Annotated in this window: 24 protein-coding genes; 6 read left to right on the forward strand and 18 right to left on the reverse strand. The window is 32.1% G+C overall.

The window, feature by feature from the left end; all coding sequences use genetic code 11:
- Position 1 precedes the first annotated feature (1 nt).
- From ACUN26_RS10245 to ACUN26_RS10260, 4 genes are all read right to left on the reverse strand, one after another.
- The gene (locus ACUN26_RS10245; protein ID WP_000999060.1) at positions 2-523 is read right to left on the reverse strand and encodes a YfiT family bacillithiol transferase; all 522 of its coding nucleotides are present in this window, start codon (positions 521-523) and stop codon (positions 2-4) included.
- A 16-nt stretch (positions 524-539) separates the two neighbouring features.
- Positions 540-1,067, reverse strand: coding sequence for a GNAT family N-acetyltransferase (locus ACUN26_RS10250; protein WP_000409229.1), 528 nt, complete (start codon positions 1,065-1,067; stop codon positions 540-542).
- Positions 1,068-1,130: 63 nt separating this feature from the next.
- Positions 1,131-2,453 carry an NAD(P)/FAD-dependent oxidoreductase gene (locus ACUN26_RS10255; RefSeq protein ID WP_000482068.1) on the reverse strand — a complete coding sequence of 441 codons (1,323 nt, stop codon included), beginning with the start codon at positions 2,451-2,453 and terminating at the stop codon, positions 1,131-1,133.
- An 81-nt stretch (positions 2,454-2,534) separates the two neighbouring features.
- The gene (locus tag ACUN26_RS10260; protein ID WP_001104286.1) at positions 2,535-3,314 is read right to left on the reverse strand and encodes an undecaprenyl-diphosphate phosphatase; all 780 of its coding nucleotides are present in this window, start codon (positions 3,312-3,314) and stop codon (positions 2,535-2,537) included.
- Between the two features lie 132 nt (positions 3,315-3,446).
- On the opposite strand from ACUN26_RS10260, the gene ACUN26_RS10265 reads away from it, so the two are divergent.
- Positions 3,447-3,653 (forward strand): hypothetical protein, encoded by a 207-nt coding sequence (locus ACUN26_RS10265; RefSeq protein ID WP_000269008.1) that lies wholly within the window; start codon positions 3,447-3,449, stop codon positions 3,651-3,653.
- Positions 3,654-3,711: 58 nt separating this feature from the next.
- On the opposite strand, the gene ACUN26_RS10270 is transcribed toward ACUN26_RS10265, so the two are convergent.
- From ACUN26_RS10270 to ACUN26_RS10285, 4 genes are all read right to left on the reverse strand, one after another.
- Positions 3,712-4,092, reverse strand: coding sequence for a nucleotide excision repair endonuclease (locus tag ACUN26_RS10270; protein WP_001048938.1), 381 nt, complete (start codon positions 4,090-4,092; stop codon positions 3,712-3,714).
- 77 nt (positions 4,093-4,169) lie between these two features.
- The gene (locus tag ACUN26_RS10275; protein WP_000282923.1) at positions 4,170-4,733 is read right to left on the reverse strand and encodes a GNAT family N-acetyltransferase; all 564 of its coding nucleotides are present in this window, start codon (positions 4,731-4,733) and stop codon (positions 4,170-4,172) included.
- A 27-nt stretch (positions 4,734-4,760) separates the two neighbouring features.
- The gene (locus ACUN26_RS10280; protein WP_001079201.1) at positions 4,761-5,333 is read right to left on the reverse strand and encodes a hypothetical protein; all 573 of its coding nucleotides are present in this window, start codon (positions 5,331-5,333) and stop codon (positions 4,761-4,763) included.
- 122 nt (positions 5,334-5,455) lie between these two features.
- Entirely contained in the window at positions 5,456-6,886 is a 1,431-nt protein-coding gene (locus tag ACUN26_RS10285) for a PQQ-dependent sugar dehydrogenase (protein ID WP_000169935.1), read from the reverse strand.
- A gap of 137 nt (positions 6,887-7,023) precedes the next feature.
- Here ACUN26_RS10285 and ACUN26_RS10290 point away from each other — a divergent pair, with 137 nt between their 5' ends.
- On the forward strand, positions 7,024-7,281 hold the full coding sequence (locus ACUN26_RS10290) for a hypothetical protein (protein ID WP_000173573.1): 258 nt from the start codon (positions 7,024-7,026) through the stop codon (positions 7,279-7,281).
- 82 nt (positions 7,282-7,363) lie between these two features.
- A complete protein-coding gene (locus tag ACUN26_RS10295; protein ID WP_131229101.1) occupies positions 7,364-7,546 on the forward strand; it encodes a hypothetical protein in 183 nt (60 codons plus the stop codon).
- Positions 7,547-7,619: 73 nt separating this feature from the next.
- Here the strand turns inward: ACUN26_RS10295 and ACUN26_RS10300 are convergent, their stop codons facing one another.
- The 6 genes from ACUN26_RS10300 to ACUN26_RS10325 form a co-directional block, all read right to left on the reverse strand.
- Positions 7,620-8,735, reverse strand: coding sequence for an NAD(P)/FAD-dependent oxidoreductase (locus ACUN26_RS10300; RefSeq protein ID WP_000844376.1), 1,116 nt, complete (start codon positions 8,733-8,735; stop codon positions 7,620-7,622).
- Between the two features lie 125 nt (positions 8,736-8,860).
- Positions 8,861-9,514 carry a YdeI/OmpD-associated family protein gene (locus tag ACUN26_RS10305; protein ID WP_000110837.1) on the reverse strand — a complete coding sequence of 218 codons (654 nt, stop codon included), beginning with the start codon at positions 9,512-9,514 and terminating at the stop codon, positions 8,861-8,863.
- Positions 9,515-9,796: 282 nt separating this feature from the next.
- Positions 9,797-10,564, reverse strand: coding sequence for an arylamine N-acetyltransferase family protein (locus ACUN26_RS10310; protein WP_000183393.1), 768 nt, complete (start codon positions 10,562-10,564; stop codon positions 9,797-9,799).
- Between the two features lie 186 nt (positions 10,565-10,750).
- On the reverse strand, positions 10,751-11,254 hold the full coding sequence (locus tag ACUN26_RS10315) for a MepB family protein (RefSeq protein WP_001058755.1): 504 nt from the start codon (positions 11,252-11,254) through the stop codon (positions 10,751-10,753).
- Positions 11,255-11,388: 134 nt separating this feature from the next.
- Complete coding sequence (locus ACUN26_RS10320) at positions 11,389-11,757, reverse strand: DUF4180 domain-containing protein (protein WP_000403457.1); 369 nt, start codon at positions 11,755-11,757, stop codon at positions 11,389-11,391.
- A 198-nt stretch (positions 11,758-11,955) separates the two neighbouring features.
- A complete protein-coding gene (locus tag ACUN26_RS10325) occupies positions 11,956-12,648 on the reverse strand; it encodes an HAD family hydrolase (protein ID WP_000540715.1) in 693 nt (230 codons plus the stop codon).
- Positions 12,649-13,089: 441 nt separating this feature from the next.
- On the opposite strand from ACUN26_RS10325, the gene ACUN26_RS10330 reads away from it, so the two are divergent.
- On the forward strand, positions 13,090-13,755 hold the full coding sequence (locus tag ACUN26_RS10330) for a response regulator transcription factor (protein WP_000800729.1): 666 nt from the start codon (positions 13,090-13,092) through the stop codon (positions 13,753-13,755).
- Positions 13,748-15,220, forward strand: coding sequence for a sensor histidine kinase (locus tag ACUN26_RS10335; RefSeq protein ID WP_001084877.1), 1,473 nt, complete (start codon positions 13,748-13,750; stop codon positions 15,218-15,220). The genes ACUN26_RS10330 and ACUN26_RS10335 overlap by 8 nt, the downstream gene beginning before the upstream one ends.
- A gap of 327 nt (positions 15,221-15,547) precedes the next feature.
- Here the strand turns inward: ACUN26_RS10335 and ACUN26_RS10340 are convergent, their stop codons facing one another.
- The 4 genes from ACUN26_RS10340 to ACUN26_RS10355 all read right to left on the reverse strand — a co-directional run bounded on the left by ACUN26_RS10340 (position 15,548) and on the right by ACUN26_RS10355 (position 17,585).
- Positions 15,548-15,997, reverse strand: a complete 450-nt coding sequence (locus ACUN26_RS10340; protein ID WP_001202614.1) for an NUDIX hydrolase — start codon at positions 15,995-15,997, stop codon at positions 15,548-15,550.
- 206 nt (positions 15,998-16,203) lie between these two features.
- On the reverse strand, positions 16,204-16,356 hold the full coding sequence (locus ACUN26_RS10345) for a hypothetical protein (RefSeq protein ID WP_002038895.1): 153 nt from the start codon (positions 16,354-16,356) through the stop codon (positions 16,204-16,206).
- A 438-nt stretch (positions 16,357-16,794) separates the two neighbouring features.
- The gene (locus tag ACUN26_RS10350) at positions 16,795-17,028 is read right to left on the reverse strand and encodes a hypothetical protein (protein ID WP_000979111.1); all 234 of its coding nucleotides are present in this window, start codon (positions 17,026-17,028) and stop codon (positions 16,795-16,797) included.
- 32 nt (positions 17,029-17,060) lie between these two features.
- Positions 17,061-17,585 carry a DUF6843 domain-containing protein gene (locus ACUN26_RS10355; RefSeq protein ID WP_001246653.1) on the reverse strand — a complete coding sequence of 175 codons (525 nt, stop codon included), beginning with the start codon at positions 17,583-17,585 and terminating at the stop codon, positions 17,061-17,063.
- Positions 17,586-18,202: 617 nt separating this feature from the next.
- Here ACUN26_RS10355 and bla point away from each other — a divergent pair.
- Positions 18,203-19,135, forward strand: a complete 933-nt coding sequence (gene bla / locus ACUN26_RS10360) for a class A beta-lactamase (RefSeq protein WP_000636873.1) — start codon at positions 18,203-18,205, stop codon at positions 19,133-19,135.
- Positions 19,136-19,340: the final 205 nt, after the last annotated feature.

The following is a 19,340-nucleotide window of genomic DNA, read 5'->3' on the forward strand; positions in this document are numbered from 1 at the left end:
CTTACCAATCTAGGCGCTTTCTTAATGAAGTAATATGTGCTGTATGATGACGACCGTGCCATGCGTATAATCCAATTGCAACAGCAAGTTTTGTTTCACCAGATTCAGGATGATTAAATGTCTTTTCTAAATCAGTAGGTTCTAATGAATATAAAAGGTTAACCCATCTTTTATGTAATGAATCTAGCATTACTAGTGAAACATCTACAGGTAGTTTCGAATCTGGCAATTCTGCCCACTTTTCTTCTTTATACGGTTTAATAGTTGGATTCTTTTCTGTTAGTGCTAATTTAAAGCGTATGTAACTATTCATATGGCTATCAACAACGTGATGAACAACTTGACGAACTGTCCATCCACCAACGCGATACGGTGTGTCTAACTGCTTCTGATCTAAATCTTTAATTGCCTTTGCTAAATCAGTAGGTACATCCTCAATTTCTTGAATCCATTTATCAATCATTTCCTCAGTAATAGGACGCTTGTATGTAAATTGGCCAATTGGATATCGTAAATCATTCATGAATAAGTCCCCCCTATTATTTTGAACACGAAGTAGTTCTGCAAATATAATGTACAAAATTTACACGTTCTCCGTTTAATTCTACAGAAGTTGTATCTGCTTCATTTTTAAAAGAAAATCCGCTTTTTTCTAGTACAATTTGTGATGCAAGATTATTAGTCGTTGTTTTAGCATGAACCTCATTAATTTCATTATTTTTCGCTACGTCTAAAATTAATTTTACAGCTGCTGTTGCAACTCCTTTTTTAGTGAATTTTTCTCCGACTCGATAACCTAACGAACTGATTCGAGTTTCGGTATCTATATTTACTAAGTTAATTCGTCCTATAATTTCTTTTTCTTCATTACGAATTAAATAAAAATAAGAACTTCCATCTGCCTGTTCTATTAATAAATCGTCTAATAGTTTTTGAAAATATTCAAAATCGAAATATTGCGAACCACGATTTGGTACCATCGTTTCAAAAAAAGATTTATTCGTAAGTTCAAATGTAAATAAATCCGCAGCATCTTGTTTTTTTAGTTGCTCTATGTATATTTCCATCCAGTATTCTCCTTCTTGATTTACTAACTGTTATACATTCTTTTTTAATCAATTATATTCCTGCTATTTCTTTCGATTAAGTAATACAGCTAGTAGCACTTTCGGATGAAAAAGGTGAAATGGACTACGAATTAAATTCATCACTCGTACTAACCGAATATAAACATCAGAATCACTTGCGGAAAGTCGATATATTTGTTTCGTATACCATAGCTGAAATTTTTGTTTCGTAGTTAATTCTCTCTTTAGCTGCGGGTGACGTGATATTTCCGTTGTTGTCATATCCCAAGGGATTTCTATTATGTCAGCTGTCTTTTTATAAAATTGTTGTGTAAATGTTTTATCGAGCTGTTTTCTACTTTGCAAAAGTAATTGCAATTGGTGAGCTTCCATAGCAGCAACTGAAACACCTTGACCGAAAACAGGATCAAAACGACATTGTGCATCTCCAACTACTAACAACCCTTCTGGTACATTGTTAACTAAATCAAATCGCCGGCGTACTTGATAGGGAATTTGGTATGTCTTTATATCAGTAATTCCCTCAGCCTTGTTTAGGAAGTCTGTAACATTAGAAATTGATAGGTTTTCAGCAAAATCATAAAACTCATCATCTGTTTGTGGTGCTTTCTCATTTGCGTATCCACTGAAAGTAACAAAATAACGATTATCTTCAATCGTTTGAATAAGAACGCCATAAGGGTTTTCAGGGAAACTCGGAGACATTAGCATATTACAACAGTCTAACTCCTCATTTTCTTTAAGTTGGAACATTTTTGTTGCGTAAAATAAATCGATACGAACTTTCTCTTCTTGTACTTCAATTTCGTATTCTCGTAGCCACTCCATACTTTTTGAGCCAAATCCACTTGCATCAATTACAATATCTGCATGAACTTCTTCTTGCATGCCTGTCTCTAAATATTTAACTTTTACTCCACACACTTTGTTAAGCTTCCCATCTACTAATAACCCATTAACCAATGTTTTATATGTAATAGTAATATTTGAAATTTGATCAATTCGTTTTTGAATATGCCATTCTAATAAAGGACGACTTTGTTGAATCATATGAACTTCCCCTATGAATGGTTGTTTCCATAGACCAAATTGATGCCATTTCAAATCACGCGTAAAGTTATTTATAATACTGCCCGCTTTTATTAATTCATTCGTAATAGTAGGAAACAATTCTTCAATTGCTTTTTCTCCACCTTTTAATAACACGTGAGGATGATCGCTTTGTGGAACTCTTTTTCTTGAAGCTTTTCCATCCCATTTGTCACCGACTTCTAAAATGATTACTTCTTTAAAAGAAGTTGATAATGCCTTTGCTGCAAACTTTCCCGCCATACTTCCACCAATAACAATAGCCTTATTAAACATATTCTCCCCCTTAATAAAAAGAGATCCTGTCGTGTATAAATGAAACAGGACCTTAATTACATTGCTTCTTTATCATTATAATTAAAATACATGAGTAAATTGCAACGTTAAAATTAAAATACCTAATCCCCATACGTAATACGCGAATACTTTTAAGGAATGACGTTTTAAATATTGAATCATCCATGAAACTGCTATGTAACCAAAGAAAGCTGCTGATAACGTTCCGACAATTAATGATGTACTAGAAATAGATTCTGCTTTCCCTTGAAAAACATCTATAAATTGCAAGATGATTGCTCCGACTATTGCTGGCGTAGATAATAAAAAAGAAAAGTATGCTGCTGTTTCACGGTCTAGTTTTCTCCATAAAGCAGCGACAATCGTCATTCCAGAGCGAGAAATTGCCGGGAAAATAGCAGCCGCTTGAAATGAACCAATGATAAATGCATCTTTATATGTAATGTCGTCCATTTTTTTACGACCATCCTTTTGTTTATCGGCCATATATAGAAAGAAACCTGTCACTAAAAACTCCCAACCGATGGTAATGCCTGTTTTTGAAATATCTTCAAAGAAGTCTTTAAATAATAAACCGATTACAACCGCAGGTATCGTCCCAACGATAAGTAATAACATAAGCTTTGAAAATGGATTTTTCATTAAATATATAAATTCTTTTTTGTAATAAATAAACACGGCAAGCAAAGTCCCAATATGCAGCGTCGTATCTAAAAACAATCCCGCTTCATCTAATTGAAACAAATGCCGTCCTAAATAAAGGTGCCCTGTACTACTAATCGGTAAAAACTCTGTTAACCCTTGAATTATACCTAAAATAAATGCTTCTAACCAATTCATGATGGTCTCCTTTCTCGTTTGCTTGTACCAATATATGAAGGTTAAATTTTCGATATGAAAAAAACTATATTTCTCTATGAATTTACTTTTAAATTATGGATATATATGTAAAGAGAGTCGAGGTGGGTTAATATGTGGAGGCACACAAAATTCGGTAATGTATTACTTTGGGTGGGACCTATCCTTGTGTTTTTAGGATTATGTATGACTAATGTTATTTCAGACATTCCTTTCTTTGAAGGAAAACATAAAACGCTCGGAATAATAATTTTATTTATAGGGGTTTTCTGTTTAATTGCTGCTAATTATTTTAAAAAAGGAGAAAGAAATGAAGAATAAAGCTAAATAAAAAAACAATCCCAGTATAAATGCTAGGATTGTTTTTCGTTTATGTTGCTTATTTATAGAATACTTTATCAACGTTATATTTTGCTTTGTATTCATTAATGATATATGTTTCGTAAATTTCTCTTTCTGTTGGATCTTCTACGATACATGCATCAATACGGTATACTTCGTCACGATGATTTTTAATTGGTGAAACATTGTCTTCAAAGTGTTTTTTAATACGTTGTCTAATTTTACGAGCTTTACCTACGAAAAGCAGTTCGTCATTAATATTGTAAAACATAAAAATGCCGCCTTTATCTCTAGGGAACAAGTGGAAATCGATAAAACCATTAATTGGAGTAATGATTGCCTCGTCTCCTTTAATAACTTGTTTACGTTCAGTAATTGAAACATCAGCTTCAGGAATATTAATTTTAATCAAGTTCATTCACGTCCTCTTTTATTATAAAGATAAATAATAGCATACATACGTAAGAAAAGCTATGTCCAGAGGCATATTTCATTTTATAATTCAAATATTATAGGTGTATCATGTAAACTCTTCTTCCAAATCATATGATCACTTGATTTTCCCCAATAATCCTTCAGTACATAACTAGGTTCTCCAAACTTCTTTGTCCATATACTTTGTGCTTTTTTGTATCCACTATCTAAACAGTATTCTGTTATTCCTCTGCTAAGTAATGTAAGATACATTGCATGTAATAGTAAACTCCCTATACCTTTTCTTTGATACTCAGGAAGTATAAATACAGTTCCTATTTCATACAAATCCTTAAGTACACCGCCTGTACAACTAGTAATCAATGTACTTGCTGGACCAATTTCAATTGTTCCAATCATTTTATCGTTATTTGTATCTATCGCTAATAAAAAGTAACGATTTTCTCCATTACTATCAAAATCATCTTTTAAATATTGCTTTTTCAAGTTAATTTCATTTTCTATGTCACCCAATAATTGTGATAATCCTTCATTTTTATATGTATCCGTAATAACTATACGGAAAAACAAGTGAAGTTCCTCTAAATCATCCGAATTCGGTCTCCTAATTTCAACGTTATACATGTTTTAAATCTCCATTCTATACGATTGTTAAAACCAGACTTTATATACTCTATTCAACAATATTCTACAAAGCCCTGCATAGATCCAGCAGTATAGAAAGCTCAGTATAAATATTGATAAAATAATGTTTATATCCATAGTTGTATGAATAATAGGACCAAGTACGGGAAAACGGAAAATATCTAGAACAATCATAATTCCTATAAGTAGACAAATCGCAGAAAAGGAAACCACCCAAATTCTTCTCTTGAATTGTTTAAAGGAAAGCCCTAAGGCTATACCTAATAAGCCTGTAGTAAAGGGAAATACAATTAGTTCACTCGGCTCAATAATAAATAATAGGAGAATAGTAAGAAGATAAGAAAGTACTCCCTCACGAATGGAGTAGAAAATAGCAAAAAAAATTGGTAACGTCGCAAAAGGACTAATGAATAATCCTATACCTGGAATTAAATTACCCGCTGCTTGAAACATGGTGGCCAAAGCGCTCATTAAAGCTGTAATGACTATCTTATTTGCAAAGGACAATTTTCTTTTATGAACATAGTTCGCATCATTCTCTATCATAAGTTGACACAAATAACGTACAAACCGATTCATCGAAATACCCCCTAAAGATATCTAATTTATACACTTATTGTTTATTTGTTACCTTCTTCTAGAAAACAATCACTATACAATAGCCAATTCTAAAAAGAATGAATCTGAGAATTTATATCGTATCAAGGAACAATTTCAAAAATAGTACCTTTGTTAAAATCAGTTACTTTCATAGAACCGTAAACTCCTAAATATAACCTAGTTTGATCCAAATTTGTTCCTAAACTCATATAATAAGCTGCTTGCGTACCAAAATCATAATTAGTTTCAATAACATGAAAGTCATTATGTTTACCGTCTGTACCGGCTCTAGTATATGCTAAAACACCTTTAACTGGAGGACGAGACTCTTCTTTCCTAGCAAGGTCACTAAATACAACACTACCATTTAAATTCGGGATTGCAGTTCCCATATATGGCTGAACGCCTGTTAGTGAAGTTCCGCCAAACTTATCTGGTCTGGGGTCTTTATGAAAATAACTAATTAGTGGCTGAATACGCTTGGCGGATAATTCTATTGTTTCATTATAATAAGCCATTGTTCTCTCATCCAAAGTAGGATTCTCAGAACAGTGCCTTATAAAAGAAGTAGGTAATTCTCCTTCCCATCCTCTCCAACCAAAATTAATAAACCCATCTTGATTGGGAGTGAATCTCATTGCATGCGTTTGAACAAGTTTGGTAACCGGTATCGGTTTATATTGAACAAATGAAAAAATAGACTCTACAATATCCTGTCCGACATTACCTGCATATTTAATATATTGATTATAAAACCTTTGGAATGAAATACCGGTTATATTACGAATACCTTTCGCAATTACTGTAAGTGTTTCTTGTATAGATAAAGGAAGTTCATTAAAGCGCGAAACTACTGGAGGATTATTTATGACTGTATTTTTACTTACATCGACTTCAATTATTTTACCTGCTATTTCTAAATCATCTTGGCTTAAATTAAATGGATCATATCCCGATCCACCATCTCCATTTGTAAAAACAAGTTTTCCCGTTTCAGGAGAAAAGTTTAAAGTGTTTACTCCGTTATGATTAAAAAATGGGCGTTTTATATTAAGTAATGTTCTGCGTTTTTGAGGTTGACCATTTGATTGTAAAACCCATTCTTCAATTGTATCAATATGATCATATTGCGTATTTCTATTAACCCACTTTAAGTTTAACGTTTTAGGGTCACACGGATTCGGTTTAAATTGTTCAGAAAGTGCACCAGGTCCTTGAGTTCCAGCTACTGAATAATGAAGATAAAATAAACCGTTATGATGAAATTGAGGATGAAACGCAAGTCCTAGCAATCCTCGCTCATCATATCCACTACTAGCAACACCTTCTTCAAATGTACCTAATTTAATAATTCGTGGACGAATATTTAAAAATGTTTTTATAACACCGTTTCCTATGTAAAAAACCTCTCCTAATTGAGTTGCGATGAATAATCTTTCGGTCGATTCACCTGGAATTATGGCTGTTTTTATTACAGTTGGTAAATTTATATTATGAACAATGGGCCGTAAACGAATCTTAACTTTAGTCAATTAACTGTCCACCCCTTTTTCTTTTATTTAATAGAAGAGTATGATTAGAGTAGTCTTATTAGTATCAATTAACTCATATTCCTTTTTATTACAATTTTACATATAATATAATTATAAATAAACTAGGGGGACTACTTATGACACTTTTACTACAAATCATAGTACCACTTATATTTGCACTATATTTATTTACCATCTATCGTAATAATACTATTGGAAAAGCTGCTTTTCTTTTAGCGGTCATAATTGGGATTTTCGGTTTAGAGAATATTTTTCAATATGCTAGTTTAACAGATCATGCTGTTTATCCATATTGGGGCAGTTTGAAAGCTGTTGTTATCATTTTATCAGTCGTATTTCTATTTAAAAAAGGTGGTCTGACAGGAAAATACTAATTTGTAACGCTATACATATTTTCTTGTCAGATTGCTTTTATTTTATAAAAGAAGAAATGTCCATGTAAAAACAAGAAGGAGTGTGTTACATATGTCTATAAATATTATTTCTATAGTTTCTATTATAATATGGATTGTGTTGATTACAGAACTTATAAAACCTTCAAAAGAACAGAATGGACGAAAAATCGTAACTTTATTATCTGCTGGTTCCGCATCGACAATTATTTTGACGGTTTCATTTATTCAAAATATCCCGTTTTGAAATTGGTAGTGATATAATTACAAGAAAATATTTATAAATAAAAAAGATTAGGATTCGCTCCTAATCTTTTTTATCATTCAATTGCACCAGCAACATCATAATCATTTAAATCCAATTCAATAGGCTGTCCGAGCGCTAGTTTAGCAAGTTCTGCTCCTAAGTATGGACCAGCTGTTAAACCTGAAGCTCCTAATCCATTCGCAACGAGAATTCCTTCAAAGTTAGGTATTGGTCCGATAACAGGTAAGAATCCTGGTGTGAATGGTCTGAATCCTACTCTCGTTTCAAGCATTGTAGCATCTTCTAAGCCAGGTGCAACTGCTAACGCTTTATGGAATACTTCATGTAAACCACCTGCAGTTACACGGTGATCGAAACCAGTATCATTCTCATGTGTTGCACCAATTACAACATGACCATTATCAAACGTTAATATATATTGATCGTTTGGCGGCATAACAACAGGCATATTTTCTGTTGCTGTATTTTCCATTTGCAGGTGAACAATTTGTCCTTTTTGGAACGTAACTAAGAAATTAATTCCTAATGGGTTTAATATTTCGTTCGCCCATGCGCCAGCAGTTACAATAACCTTTTCTGCTAAAATTGTCTCGTCATTTACTTTAACTCCAGTAATATGATTCCCTTCACGGACTAATACTGCATCTCCTTTTATGAAAGTTGCACCATGTTTTTTCGCAGCGCTTATTAATGCGTTGCGTAATAATCTTCCGTTTACTCTTGCAGCACCACTAATATGAACAGAACTATATTCTTCTGATAATGCCGGGAATAATTTTTTCGTTTCTTCAGCTGATAAACGCGTAATTTCACCAATCTCTGGTGCATCTTCACGTCGTTTATAAGCTCGCTCTTCCATTTGATCTAGTTTTTTCTCGTCAGTATGTAAACTAATTGCACCTACACGGTTGTAACCTGTATCCGTTTCACCGTCTTCTTCTAATTGTTGAATTAACGAAGAATAGTAACGTGCACCGCTTTTAACGATTTTATACCACGCTTTATTACGACGTTGTGAAAGCCATGGACATACTATACCTGCTGCTGCATCAGTTGCTTGCCCTAATTGTTGGCGATCCATGATAGTAACATTCGCACCAGCCTTAGCCAGATGATAAGCAGTAGACGCTCCTAAAATTCCAGATCCAACTACAATATACGATTTCATTTCAAACACCTTTTCTCTTTACTAATTATATAAATATAAGAACATTCTTAAGTATAATAGAAGGAATCCTTTTTTCAATGTACTCATCGCAATTAATTGTTTCATCATTGTGACTTTCCTAATCGTTATTTTTTCTTCTTATGGAATAATTCAATTGTTTTATAGCCTTGTGAAAGGATTTCAATCATTTTCTCAAAACGTTTTTCACGTGTTTTTTCTTGTTTCACAGAAAATAAATTACGTGCCCAATCTTTTTGATATCCAGGAGTTAAACTTTGATAAAATTTAAGTTCATTGGGATGATTAGCTAATAAAGCTTCAACATCTTTAATTCGATCTGCATAATCGGCAACACATTGACTCATAGCAGGCGTTTTCGTCGCTTTTTTCTTTTCACGCTTTAAGCCTACAACAGTAAAGACGTCATCCATACTTACCATTCGAGCAAATTTAATTTCGCTTTCTCCTACATATCCATCTTCACCAACGCTTAATGCTGGAAACATCTCATCACGGTGAATAAACGTACTGTAACGAGCATTACCTTTTTTCGGATATGCGAAAAACACATAACCTTTTTCAAGTAATAATGCTTCATTACTAATAATAAAATTCGTTTGTTTCACCATTTCATCAAGCGTTTCAACAAAAATAAAAATAGCATCGTGTTCTTTTGAAAATGCAGTTTCTTTACCTGTGAAAATGTCATAATCACTTGGTTCGTTAATAACAACCATATTCGTATACTTATCAAGTTTCAATTTATCGATAACTGACATAATAATCTTCCTTTACATTCGAAATTCATTGTACATACTTTTTTATACTGTTCTAGTGTATTATATCTAGTTAGAAAATCAAACTTTAAATAGTATTATTCTGTTTCAAAAGAACAAAAATCTTTATTTGAAGAGCTGGTTTTACAAGAGGATGATGGAAAAGAACCAGTTTTTAATTCATATGAAGAGGCTGCAGAAACATTAAAAACATTAGAAGAAAACCTTTTAAACCAAAAATTATACAAATAGCCGATTCCGAATAAGAACAGGCTATTTGTATAATCACAACTCAATAGCAAATAAAGTATATAAAAGCTCTCTATATTGATCTTCTGTAATTTCACGCTTAGTTTTTGCTCCATACATCATTTCAGTTAAACTAGAATTCGTTAAAGAGATATGGCCAGCGTTCGTCAACTTTACTGCAATTGGTCCTTTATTGAAAATAGACTTTTCATCTTCTACCACTCTTCTTTGAACATCGTTTACTACTGTCTCGTCAATAATATGAGTATAAAAAGCATGACAAATTTTCCATTCTCCATCAACATCTATTCTTTCTAGAACATAATTGCCTTTACTCGTATCTTTTCGTCTCACCCGGTACGAACCGTTTTTTGAAGAAACAGACTCACCAGTAAAAGGTACAAGAACGAGAGGTACTAACGAAGCTATACCTACATCAATTAAATACTGTACGTTATCTTTATTTAAAATAATTGTTATATGTCCGTCCTCAAGTGCCCAAGCATTTATATCATTTTTATATACAGTACCTAGTGCGAGTTGTACATCATAACCACTATCTTTTAAAAAATAATAAAAAAGAGTATTTAATTCATAACAAAGCCCACCGCGGGAACTAGTTAAAATTTTCTCTTGTAAGTTTTTCATAGAAATTGCATTTATATTACCTGCTATAACATCTAAATTCTCAAACGGTATTGTGTGAGCAAATGCAAAGAGTATTGTACTTAATTCTTCAAACTTTATTTCAGTACGTTTTTCAAGGTTTAATCTTGTAAAGAGTTGGTCTTGTAAATTTGTCATATTCAGCACTCCTTAATAAGTTATAAGTTAAAATAATATATGCTGATTGTATATGTGATGAGGTACTGTAACAATGTACATTCCGATTAACTGTACCGGTACAAAAATTCTAATTCACAAGATAACCTAATATAAGAAATTAAAATAAGAGGCATCATTAAAATGCCTCTTATTTACTCTGGGATGCTACGAATATAAATGTAATAGTTTGTCTATGGATACACTATTAATATTACTTAAATCAATAAAATATTGAAGTTGCCACATTTGGCTCTTTTTAGCTTGATTACTAACAGGGTTATCCCATATAGGATAAACTCTCATAGCCATCTTTCCTTTTTGACTTTGAGTTTTTAATATTTTTTCTTCAAGAAGAATCTCTTTCGGGAAAATAAATTGTCCTAGTTTATGATCATTAATACATGTGATAACTAATAAGTCAGGAGCAGCGTCATAAGAAAACGCTTGATTTTGCATGTTTTCATTTTTCTCCCAAAAAGAAACAAATTGACCAATTTTGTTAGGAGTAATTTTTGATACTCTAAAACGTATCGTTTTGTTATTTAAGTGAAATAACGCCCCAGCATACTCTGAGTTTTGTCTTTCTTCTTTTAGATTAGTGATTATTAAGTTATTAGGTTTATATACTATGTCATTTAAATTTTGAATGATATCATTAAAGTTGTTCAAGTAAACTCCCCCTTTATCCACCTTTTAGTTTATCACAAACATTAGTTCTTATATATCGTGTAGATAATATATAGTAATAACGACGTGAAAAAGAGGGTTATTTTAGTGGAATATGATTATGCAGGTTGACTAGATTATTTCAATGTACCCAATTTTTCAATTGCTTGTTGTTCAGTTGCTAAATAAAAAATATTATTACCTTTATTACATTCATAAATGAAGTCTTTTAAGCTTTTACTAGTGTACATAGAAAAATCCCCAACGATAGCAATCTTTACCTTGTAGTTTATAAACTTTTGAAGGATATCGCCCGCAAGCCGTGTTTTTAGATCAAAGAAATCTTCACTTATTAAAGATTTATGGATAATAATATGTTTCGCATCTACATCATATTGAACTGTTGCCATAGTATCTAATGCAGACTGAACATCCGATATTAATACCTTATCGTTTCTAATGACCGCAATATTGATTCCATCGATTACTACTTTCTTTATTTCCATAGTCCCACCCCTTTATAATTTACACAGTATGAGTAAAATTGTTTTACAAAACTTCGTATTAATCATAGATTAAATTAGCCGCAGCTATTAAAATCGCCTCTATTTTTTATTGTAAATATCTATTTTTTATTACTAATACGGTCAATGAAATTAATGATAGTTTCTTTTTTGTATTTTTGAATATATATATAATTTCTTTTACTTGTTATAAAAATATTGTGGAGTAACATAACTTAACAAACTATCCAAAGTGTTAATCTCGGCATATGGTTGTATTTTGGTAGTATTCTTGATTTTCTGAGGGTTAAACCACACACCTTTTATATTTGCATTTTGAGGACCAGCAATATCCTTTTCTAAGTCATCCCCAACAAATAAAGTATTTTCCGGTTGTAAATTTAGCTCATTTAATGCTAGTTCGAATATACGTTTATCAGGTTTACTAAATCCCACTTCTTCAGAAATAATAATTGTTTCAAAATACCTATTTAAATTCGTGTTAAATATTTTAGCTTTTTGCCTCTGAGTTGATCCATTTGTTATAATTCCAACTTTAAAGTGCTTCTTTATTTGATTTAAGAAATGAATAGTATTTTGGTCTATTGAAAAACATCTAGGGAAATTATTATTCCAAAAATCTTGGATGTAATTGCGTGGCAATCTATACCTTGGTGTGAATTCATCAAACAATGATTCTAAAACTGTCGTTTTATTACTTATGCCATATTCTCTTTTATCGTATTCTTTGAATTTCTGTAACATGTTGCTTTTAGCCGCACCATCTACATTTTCATAACACTTTTCTAACACAATTAAAAATAATGCCTCTACTGCTTTATCCCTATCAAGTAATGTATCATCTAAATCAAACAGCATCGCTTTATAACCCATCAAATAATTTCACAACCTTTCTCGGATGATTTAAATAATCCTTAGTTCACACCTTAAGCGTTTACTAAATTAGCAAAAAAACTCTAAAGTTTGTGACGTACACTCTATAATTTCGCTAGCTTTTTTTTATTGAAATTCATTTCCGTTTCCCCTTCTAGTAAGTAGCGAAAGTATATGTTCACACAGTTTAAGAAATCACATGTAGTTCCCAATATTATACATTAGTTTTTTAGAAATATAAATCGTTCAGCTTTTCATACGATAAGTTTTTTCAAGCATACAATTATTTTTTCATAAAACGGAATATGGCTAATAATATTTTTTTGGAGAATACACATTCTTGAAAATGAAGCTAATACGTTAAACGTCCTATGAAGTTCCTATTGTATCTCCACATAAACTCCAGATAGTACGGCTATAATGACTACCAGAGGTGATATTATGAAAAACTATCATATTCTCGTGGTAGAGGACGATCAAGAAATTCAGGAATTAATTAAACAATTTTTAATGACACAGCATTATACAGTGGTAGTCGCTTCAGATGGACTAGAGGGTATGACACAATTTAATAATCAATCATTTGATTTAATTCTTCTAGATGTCATGATGCCCAATCTTAATGGGTTTGAAGTTTCTAAAATGATTCGAAGTCAGTCAAACGTACCAATTATTATGCTAACTGCGTTGGAAGAAGAGGAAGATCAAATGAAAGGATTCGACCTTGGGATCGATGATTATATAACAAAGCCCTTTTCATTTCATGTTTTGATTAGACGAGTCGAAGCTGTACTTAGAAGAAGTTATGATAAAAATGTAAATAATCATTTAATATTTAAAGAAGTGCGTATTGATGTGGATGCATATAGAGTATATGTAAATGACGTTGAAATTATATTAACGACAAAAGAGTTTGAAATTCTACAACTACTATTTCAAAATGAGAGAAAAGTACTTACAAGAGAAAATATCGTAGAAAAAGTTTGGGGTTACGATTATTTTGGAGAAACACGAATAATCGATACACATATTAAAAACCTACGCAAAAAATTAGCTATCCCTTATATTAAAACAATAAAGGGTATTGGATATAAAATTGATGAATAGTATTGTGAAACTCATGAAAATGAAGCAAATTACTTATAAACTCTTTATGACTACATCTCTCATTTTATTATCCTTTGCAATATTGATTTATTTAACTTTATACTTCTTTCTTCCGACGTTTTATGAGCAATATAAAACAGATCAACTTCAAACAGGGATAAACGAAATCATTGATAAATCTAAAAATCTTACGTTTCAAGATGCGATACCACTTTTTGATGAATACGCAAAAAAAAATAATGCGATGCTTTATCTTCAAAATAAAGAAGGAATAATTATTTACTCTCCTTCATTTTCTTTTATTCAAAGTGGTACGCAAAAAACAGTAGTTACTAAAGCAACACGATTCGAGAATGCAAGTACCCTTAGCAATTCATATAACGTTACGAAACCAATTCAATTTCAAGATGGTAGTTTAACGCTTGTAGTGTTTGCTACATTTCAACCGATTGATGAAGCTTCACAGGTTTTAGTACGCTTTCTCCCCTATATTAGTATCATTGTGCTCGTTATTGGTATAGGGAGTGCTTATTTTTATTCCAGGTTTATTACAAAGCCACTTATTTATATTAATGAAGGTGCACAAAAGATGGCAAATTTAGATTTCTCCGAAAAAATTGAGGTTCGCTCTACAGATGAGTTAGGAGAATTATCTAATAGTTTGAATGACATGTCTATTAACTTGCAACAAGCTATGTTTGATTTAAAAAAAGCAAATGAACAATTAAAAAATGATATTGAAAAAGAAAGAGAAATAGAAACAAAACGCAGAGAGTTTTTTGCGATTGTAGCACATGAATTAAAGTCCCCTCTTACTGTAATGAAAGGATACTTAGAAGGAATGATATACAATATTGGCCCTTATCAAAATCGCGATCAATATTTAAAGAAGAATCATCAAATTATTGAAAGTATGGAACAATTAGTTCGTGAAATTTTAAGCGTATCGAAATTAGAACAACACACCTTTAAACTAAAAGTAGAAAAAGTTAATCTTTCAAAGTTAATAAATACAATTACAAAAGATCTCGAATTTTTCGCTTCACAAAAAAACATCCAAATAATAAAAGAAATTGATTCTGACCTTTCCGTTTATACAGATTATGTTCTTTTAGAAAAAGCATGTAAAAATATTATCCATAATGCGGTTATGTATTCACCACATAATGAAAAAGTTTATATACAGTTAAGTAAGGATCCTAAACAAGGTCAAATTAAAATGCAAATTATGAATACAGGTGTCAATATTAAAGAAGAAGATATACAACAAATTTTCAAACCGTTTTATCGAATTGAAAAATCAAGGAATCGAAATACTGGAGGAAGCGGTTTAGGACTATATATTGTGAAACAAATTCTTGAAACGCTAGATATAAAGTATTCTATAAAAAATATGGAACATAGTGTGCAATTTTGCATGAACATTCCATTATCTAAACAAAAAACAAACAAACTCCCCTCTTAGTAGGACGAGTTTATTTGTTTTTGTAGTAAGTATAAACTTATGATGAAATCATTATAGTGGAAATAGATTATGAAATTGATTCAAGTTTAGGATAGTTCATTTTATAATTTGATTTTGGAGTTAGCATAACAATTGTATATATAAAATTTTTAAATGGATTTGATCACTAGTTGGTTTTAGAAAACCTATAGTTATTACCGTTGATGTTGAGGTACAGACCGCAAATCAAAAAAACCACACTAAGAAAAATAAAAGCCTTGCTGCATTTGAAGTGTGGCAAAGCTTTTTTAAATTGCTCAATTGTTGTTCCACTAACGTCTTTGTTAGCTAACACTTTAATTGTTTTAATAGCCTTTTGTTTAATTCCCACAATGCTGTTTTGTTGCTATCCCATTTCAAAAGGGTTACTGCTTCCTCAAAGCATAACCATTTATAATTGAAGTGTTCCTTAGATAATGAAATATTTTTTGTAGGAACTTTAACTCCAAAAGAAAATTCTTTTATTACATAAACTTCTTCTCCCCAAAGGAATCCGTCAACTACATCCTCTACTGGTAATGACGACACAGAATCTAATGTTATATATGGGCATTCTCTTATAATACCAGCCTCTTCAAACTCTTCCCGTTTTGCTGATTCAATAGGAGTCTCACCATCTTCTCCACCACCAGCTATTCCTTGCCAATAACCATAATCACTTCGGTTAAAAATGGCATATTGAATGGAATCATCCGTTTTTATATAAGGAAAAATCAATACTTGATATGGTGCTCTCATTGTTTAAGCTCCTCCCGAAAATAAGCTTTAAATACATATGAACAATTTATTCACTAACTTGCCGTTTTAGTGAATAAAGAGCCGGCATCACAATTCTACATTAATAATGCAGGTTTATGGTCGCGGCTCTCCATTTTTAAAGAATTTTATTTTTCATAAACGGGGGTCACCATACATGTCCATCAACTCAAGAGGTTTTAATACCCTCAAATACTCAAAAGCGTCATCCTTTCTAATGAATCCCTCGATTCAAGATGAACTACTACCATTTGCAGAAGAATTAAAATGATATCACTCGTACGGTTTCCAAATCCATCATATTCATACGCATTGATCGTTCCATCTGCTATCGTATTCATAGGAAACAGTTCGTAAAGATTCGCCCTATATTTCTAACGCATCAAGATTTATAAAAGTTTTTTACAATTTTATATTTGATTTTTTAGTAACTCAACATATTATATCGTTAGAACTGAGTTACATATTTAAAAATCATAATCTGGAAAATCTGCAGATGTGCGGGTTCTTTTTTGTAACATAACATCAGAAAGTAGAGGTGAAACGAATAGGAACTTTAAAGTCTTTAAAACGTGATGCATATCTTTTTATTGCGATGTTAATTTATTTTTATGGCATCTTCATCTCAATACTTATTATGGACAGTACATTTAACTGGTTAAGCTTTATACTTGCATTGCTATCCCTATGTGCCTTAGTTTTCACCATACAAGACATTAAAAATAAGAATTACAGAATAAAATAAAAAAGCATCTGATTCAGATGCTTAACTCTCAATTTTATAAAATATTGACGCCCATGACCATACAGCTACCAAATACAATACATAGTAAACCTAACAGGATTAAAAACTCTGGTAGATCAAAGTGGTCTAGTAGCGCACCTATTAATAATCCAAAGGGATAGAATACAATTTCGATCCAGGTTACGCCCCCTGCTTTTTTTATTTCTCGGTAAGATACAATGCTAACAATTAAAATGCCTAACACAATCAATCCTATCCCTAACATCATTCATCAATTCACCCTTTTTAAAATTTAAAAATCTAGCTTTTCACTTTCATATACTGCTCTTTTACACGTGCCAGTAAGTCCCGCAGCTTATTTTCTACAGGATGTTCTTGATTTTCTGGTACTTCTCTTCCATTTGATGAAAAGCTTTGTGAGCATGAACTTTGTGTAACTTCAAATTTTGCATATGGGAAAGTGTGCTCATTTTCTTCACCAACGTTTTCAGTAGTGCTTCCATTTGAACCAGCGCGTATGCAGTTCTCGTCAAGTTTTGTGCGCTTCCCTTCCTTGTTTACCGTGTAATAGGTATCGTTGACCGTACCATATTTCATATCGGCTGTAGATGTTACTGCGGTTCCGTCTGAGGTGAATGTAACTACACGAAAACCATCTTCTTCTGGCAACAATTCCGCTCCAGGTACATTGTATAGTACCACTAAATCTCCTTCGTACGCTTCAGGAATGAGATAAATCGTATTTGTGGTGTCTTTTCCAAATCGGATACAACCGCTTAATACAATCATAAAAAAGATTCCGAAATAAATTATTACGTTTCTCATAGAGTCTCTCCCGTTATTTGTAAGAATGGTATAGTATTTATTATATAATGCAATATATTTCCTTGGATAGAATAAGTTTCTGGTTTAAAGACAGCTTTCCTTAGCTTGATGGTGATGTGGTATTCCCTAAAAAGAAAGACTAAGGAAGGTCCCATAAACTAAAGCTCTCCTTTAGTTGAAAAAAAGGAATCCTCTCATTGTTTCTCACTTTGTAAATCTTATTGTTTACTAAAGATAAAGTGGTCTTCAGGCTTCCAAACGTGCAGATGGTCAGCAATGTATCTGCGTAGCCACAACATGACATTAATTCGTCTAGGATAAAAGCCATTTGAAAAATCATCGTCTTTAGATAATATTTCCGATGATATTGTGATGGAGCTTGTTGTTTTTGTGATTTTTATAAATAAAATTAATGGATATATTAAAAACCGTACTCATAAATGGAACAAATGTGTTACTTAGATTGTCTATTACGTATAAAAAGGTGTTCTTGGTAGTTCTCTCCTTTTGTAATGCAAGAAATACAAGATGAGTCCTATCCTGTACATTTGTTAATTGTATTGGTATGTAAAATACCAATACAAAATCCATAAATTCTTGAAAGAGGTTGAAAATGTATGATCGTTCCAAAGAAGTTTTTTCACATTTCGCATTATAAAAAGATGCTACCTGTAGTATTACTTTCATGTGTAACGCTTATAGGCTGTTCCAATAGTAATATTCAATCCGAACCTCCGAAACAAACAAAACAAGAAAATACAAGTAATCATTCTTTTGTTAAACTTGAAAAAGAATATGATGCTAAACTTGGTATTTATGCATTGGACACAAGTACGAATCAAACTGTTACTTATCGTTCAGATGAACGTTTTGCATACGCATCTACCCACAAAGCACTTGCTGTTGGAGCACTGTTACAAAAGAAATCAATAGAAGATTTAGAACAAAGAATTAAGTATACTAGCAAAGATCTTGTGAATTACAATCCAATTACTGAAAAATATGTAGATACAGGTATGACTTTGAAAGAACTTGCGGATGCTTCCATTCGATATAGCGATAATACTGCACAAAATCTTATTCTTAAGCAATTAGGTGGGCCAAGTGAATTCAAAAAATCACTGAGAGAAATAGGAGATACTGTCACAAATCCTGAACGTTTTGAACCAGAATTAAACGAAGTGCAGCCAGGAGACACTCGTGACACTAGTACCCCAAAGGCATTAGCTACTAGTCTTCAAGACTACGCGCTAGGCGATATACTTTCAATTGAGAAACGAAACTTTTTAATAGATTTGATGAAAAGAAATACTACGGGGGACAACTTAATTCGTGCTGGAGTTCCAGGAGAATGGGAAGTAGCCGATAAGACTGGCTCTGGATCTTATGGAACAAGGAATGATATCGCAATCATTTGGCCACCAAATAAGAAGCCAATTATTCTTGCGATACTTTCTAATCATGCGAAAGAGGATGCGAAGTACGATGATAAGCTTATTGCAGATGCAACGAAAATAGTGTTAGATGTTTTAAAAGTAACGAATAAATAATAATAGTCATGAATGTAAGCTGCTCCTACTTTACGGTACATATCGTTTGAAAGACATTTACGTATATAAACGCTAAGAAGTATCATTGAATGTATTTAAATTATTCAATACCAAATAATAAGCATCTCTTGTTAAAAGGGTGATTATGTTTTAAATGAGCAAATACTTTATATATAGCTTTTGAGTAATCCAATTTTAGTTTTTT

The sequence above is a fragment of the Bacillus sp. WC2503 genome, from assembly GCF_052682895.1.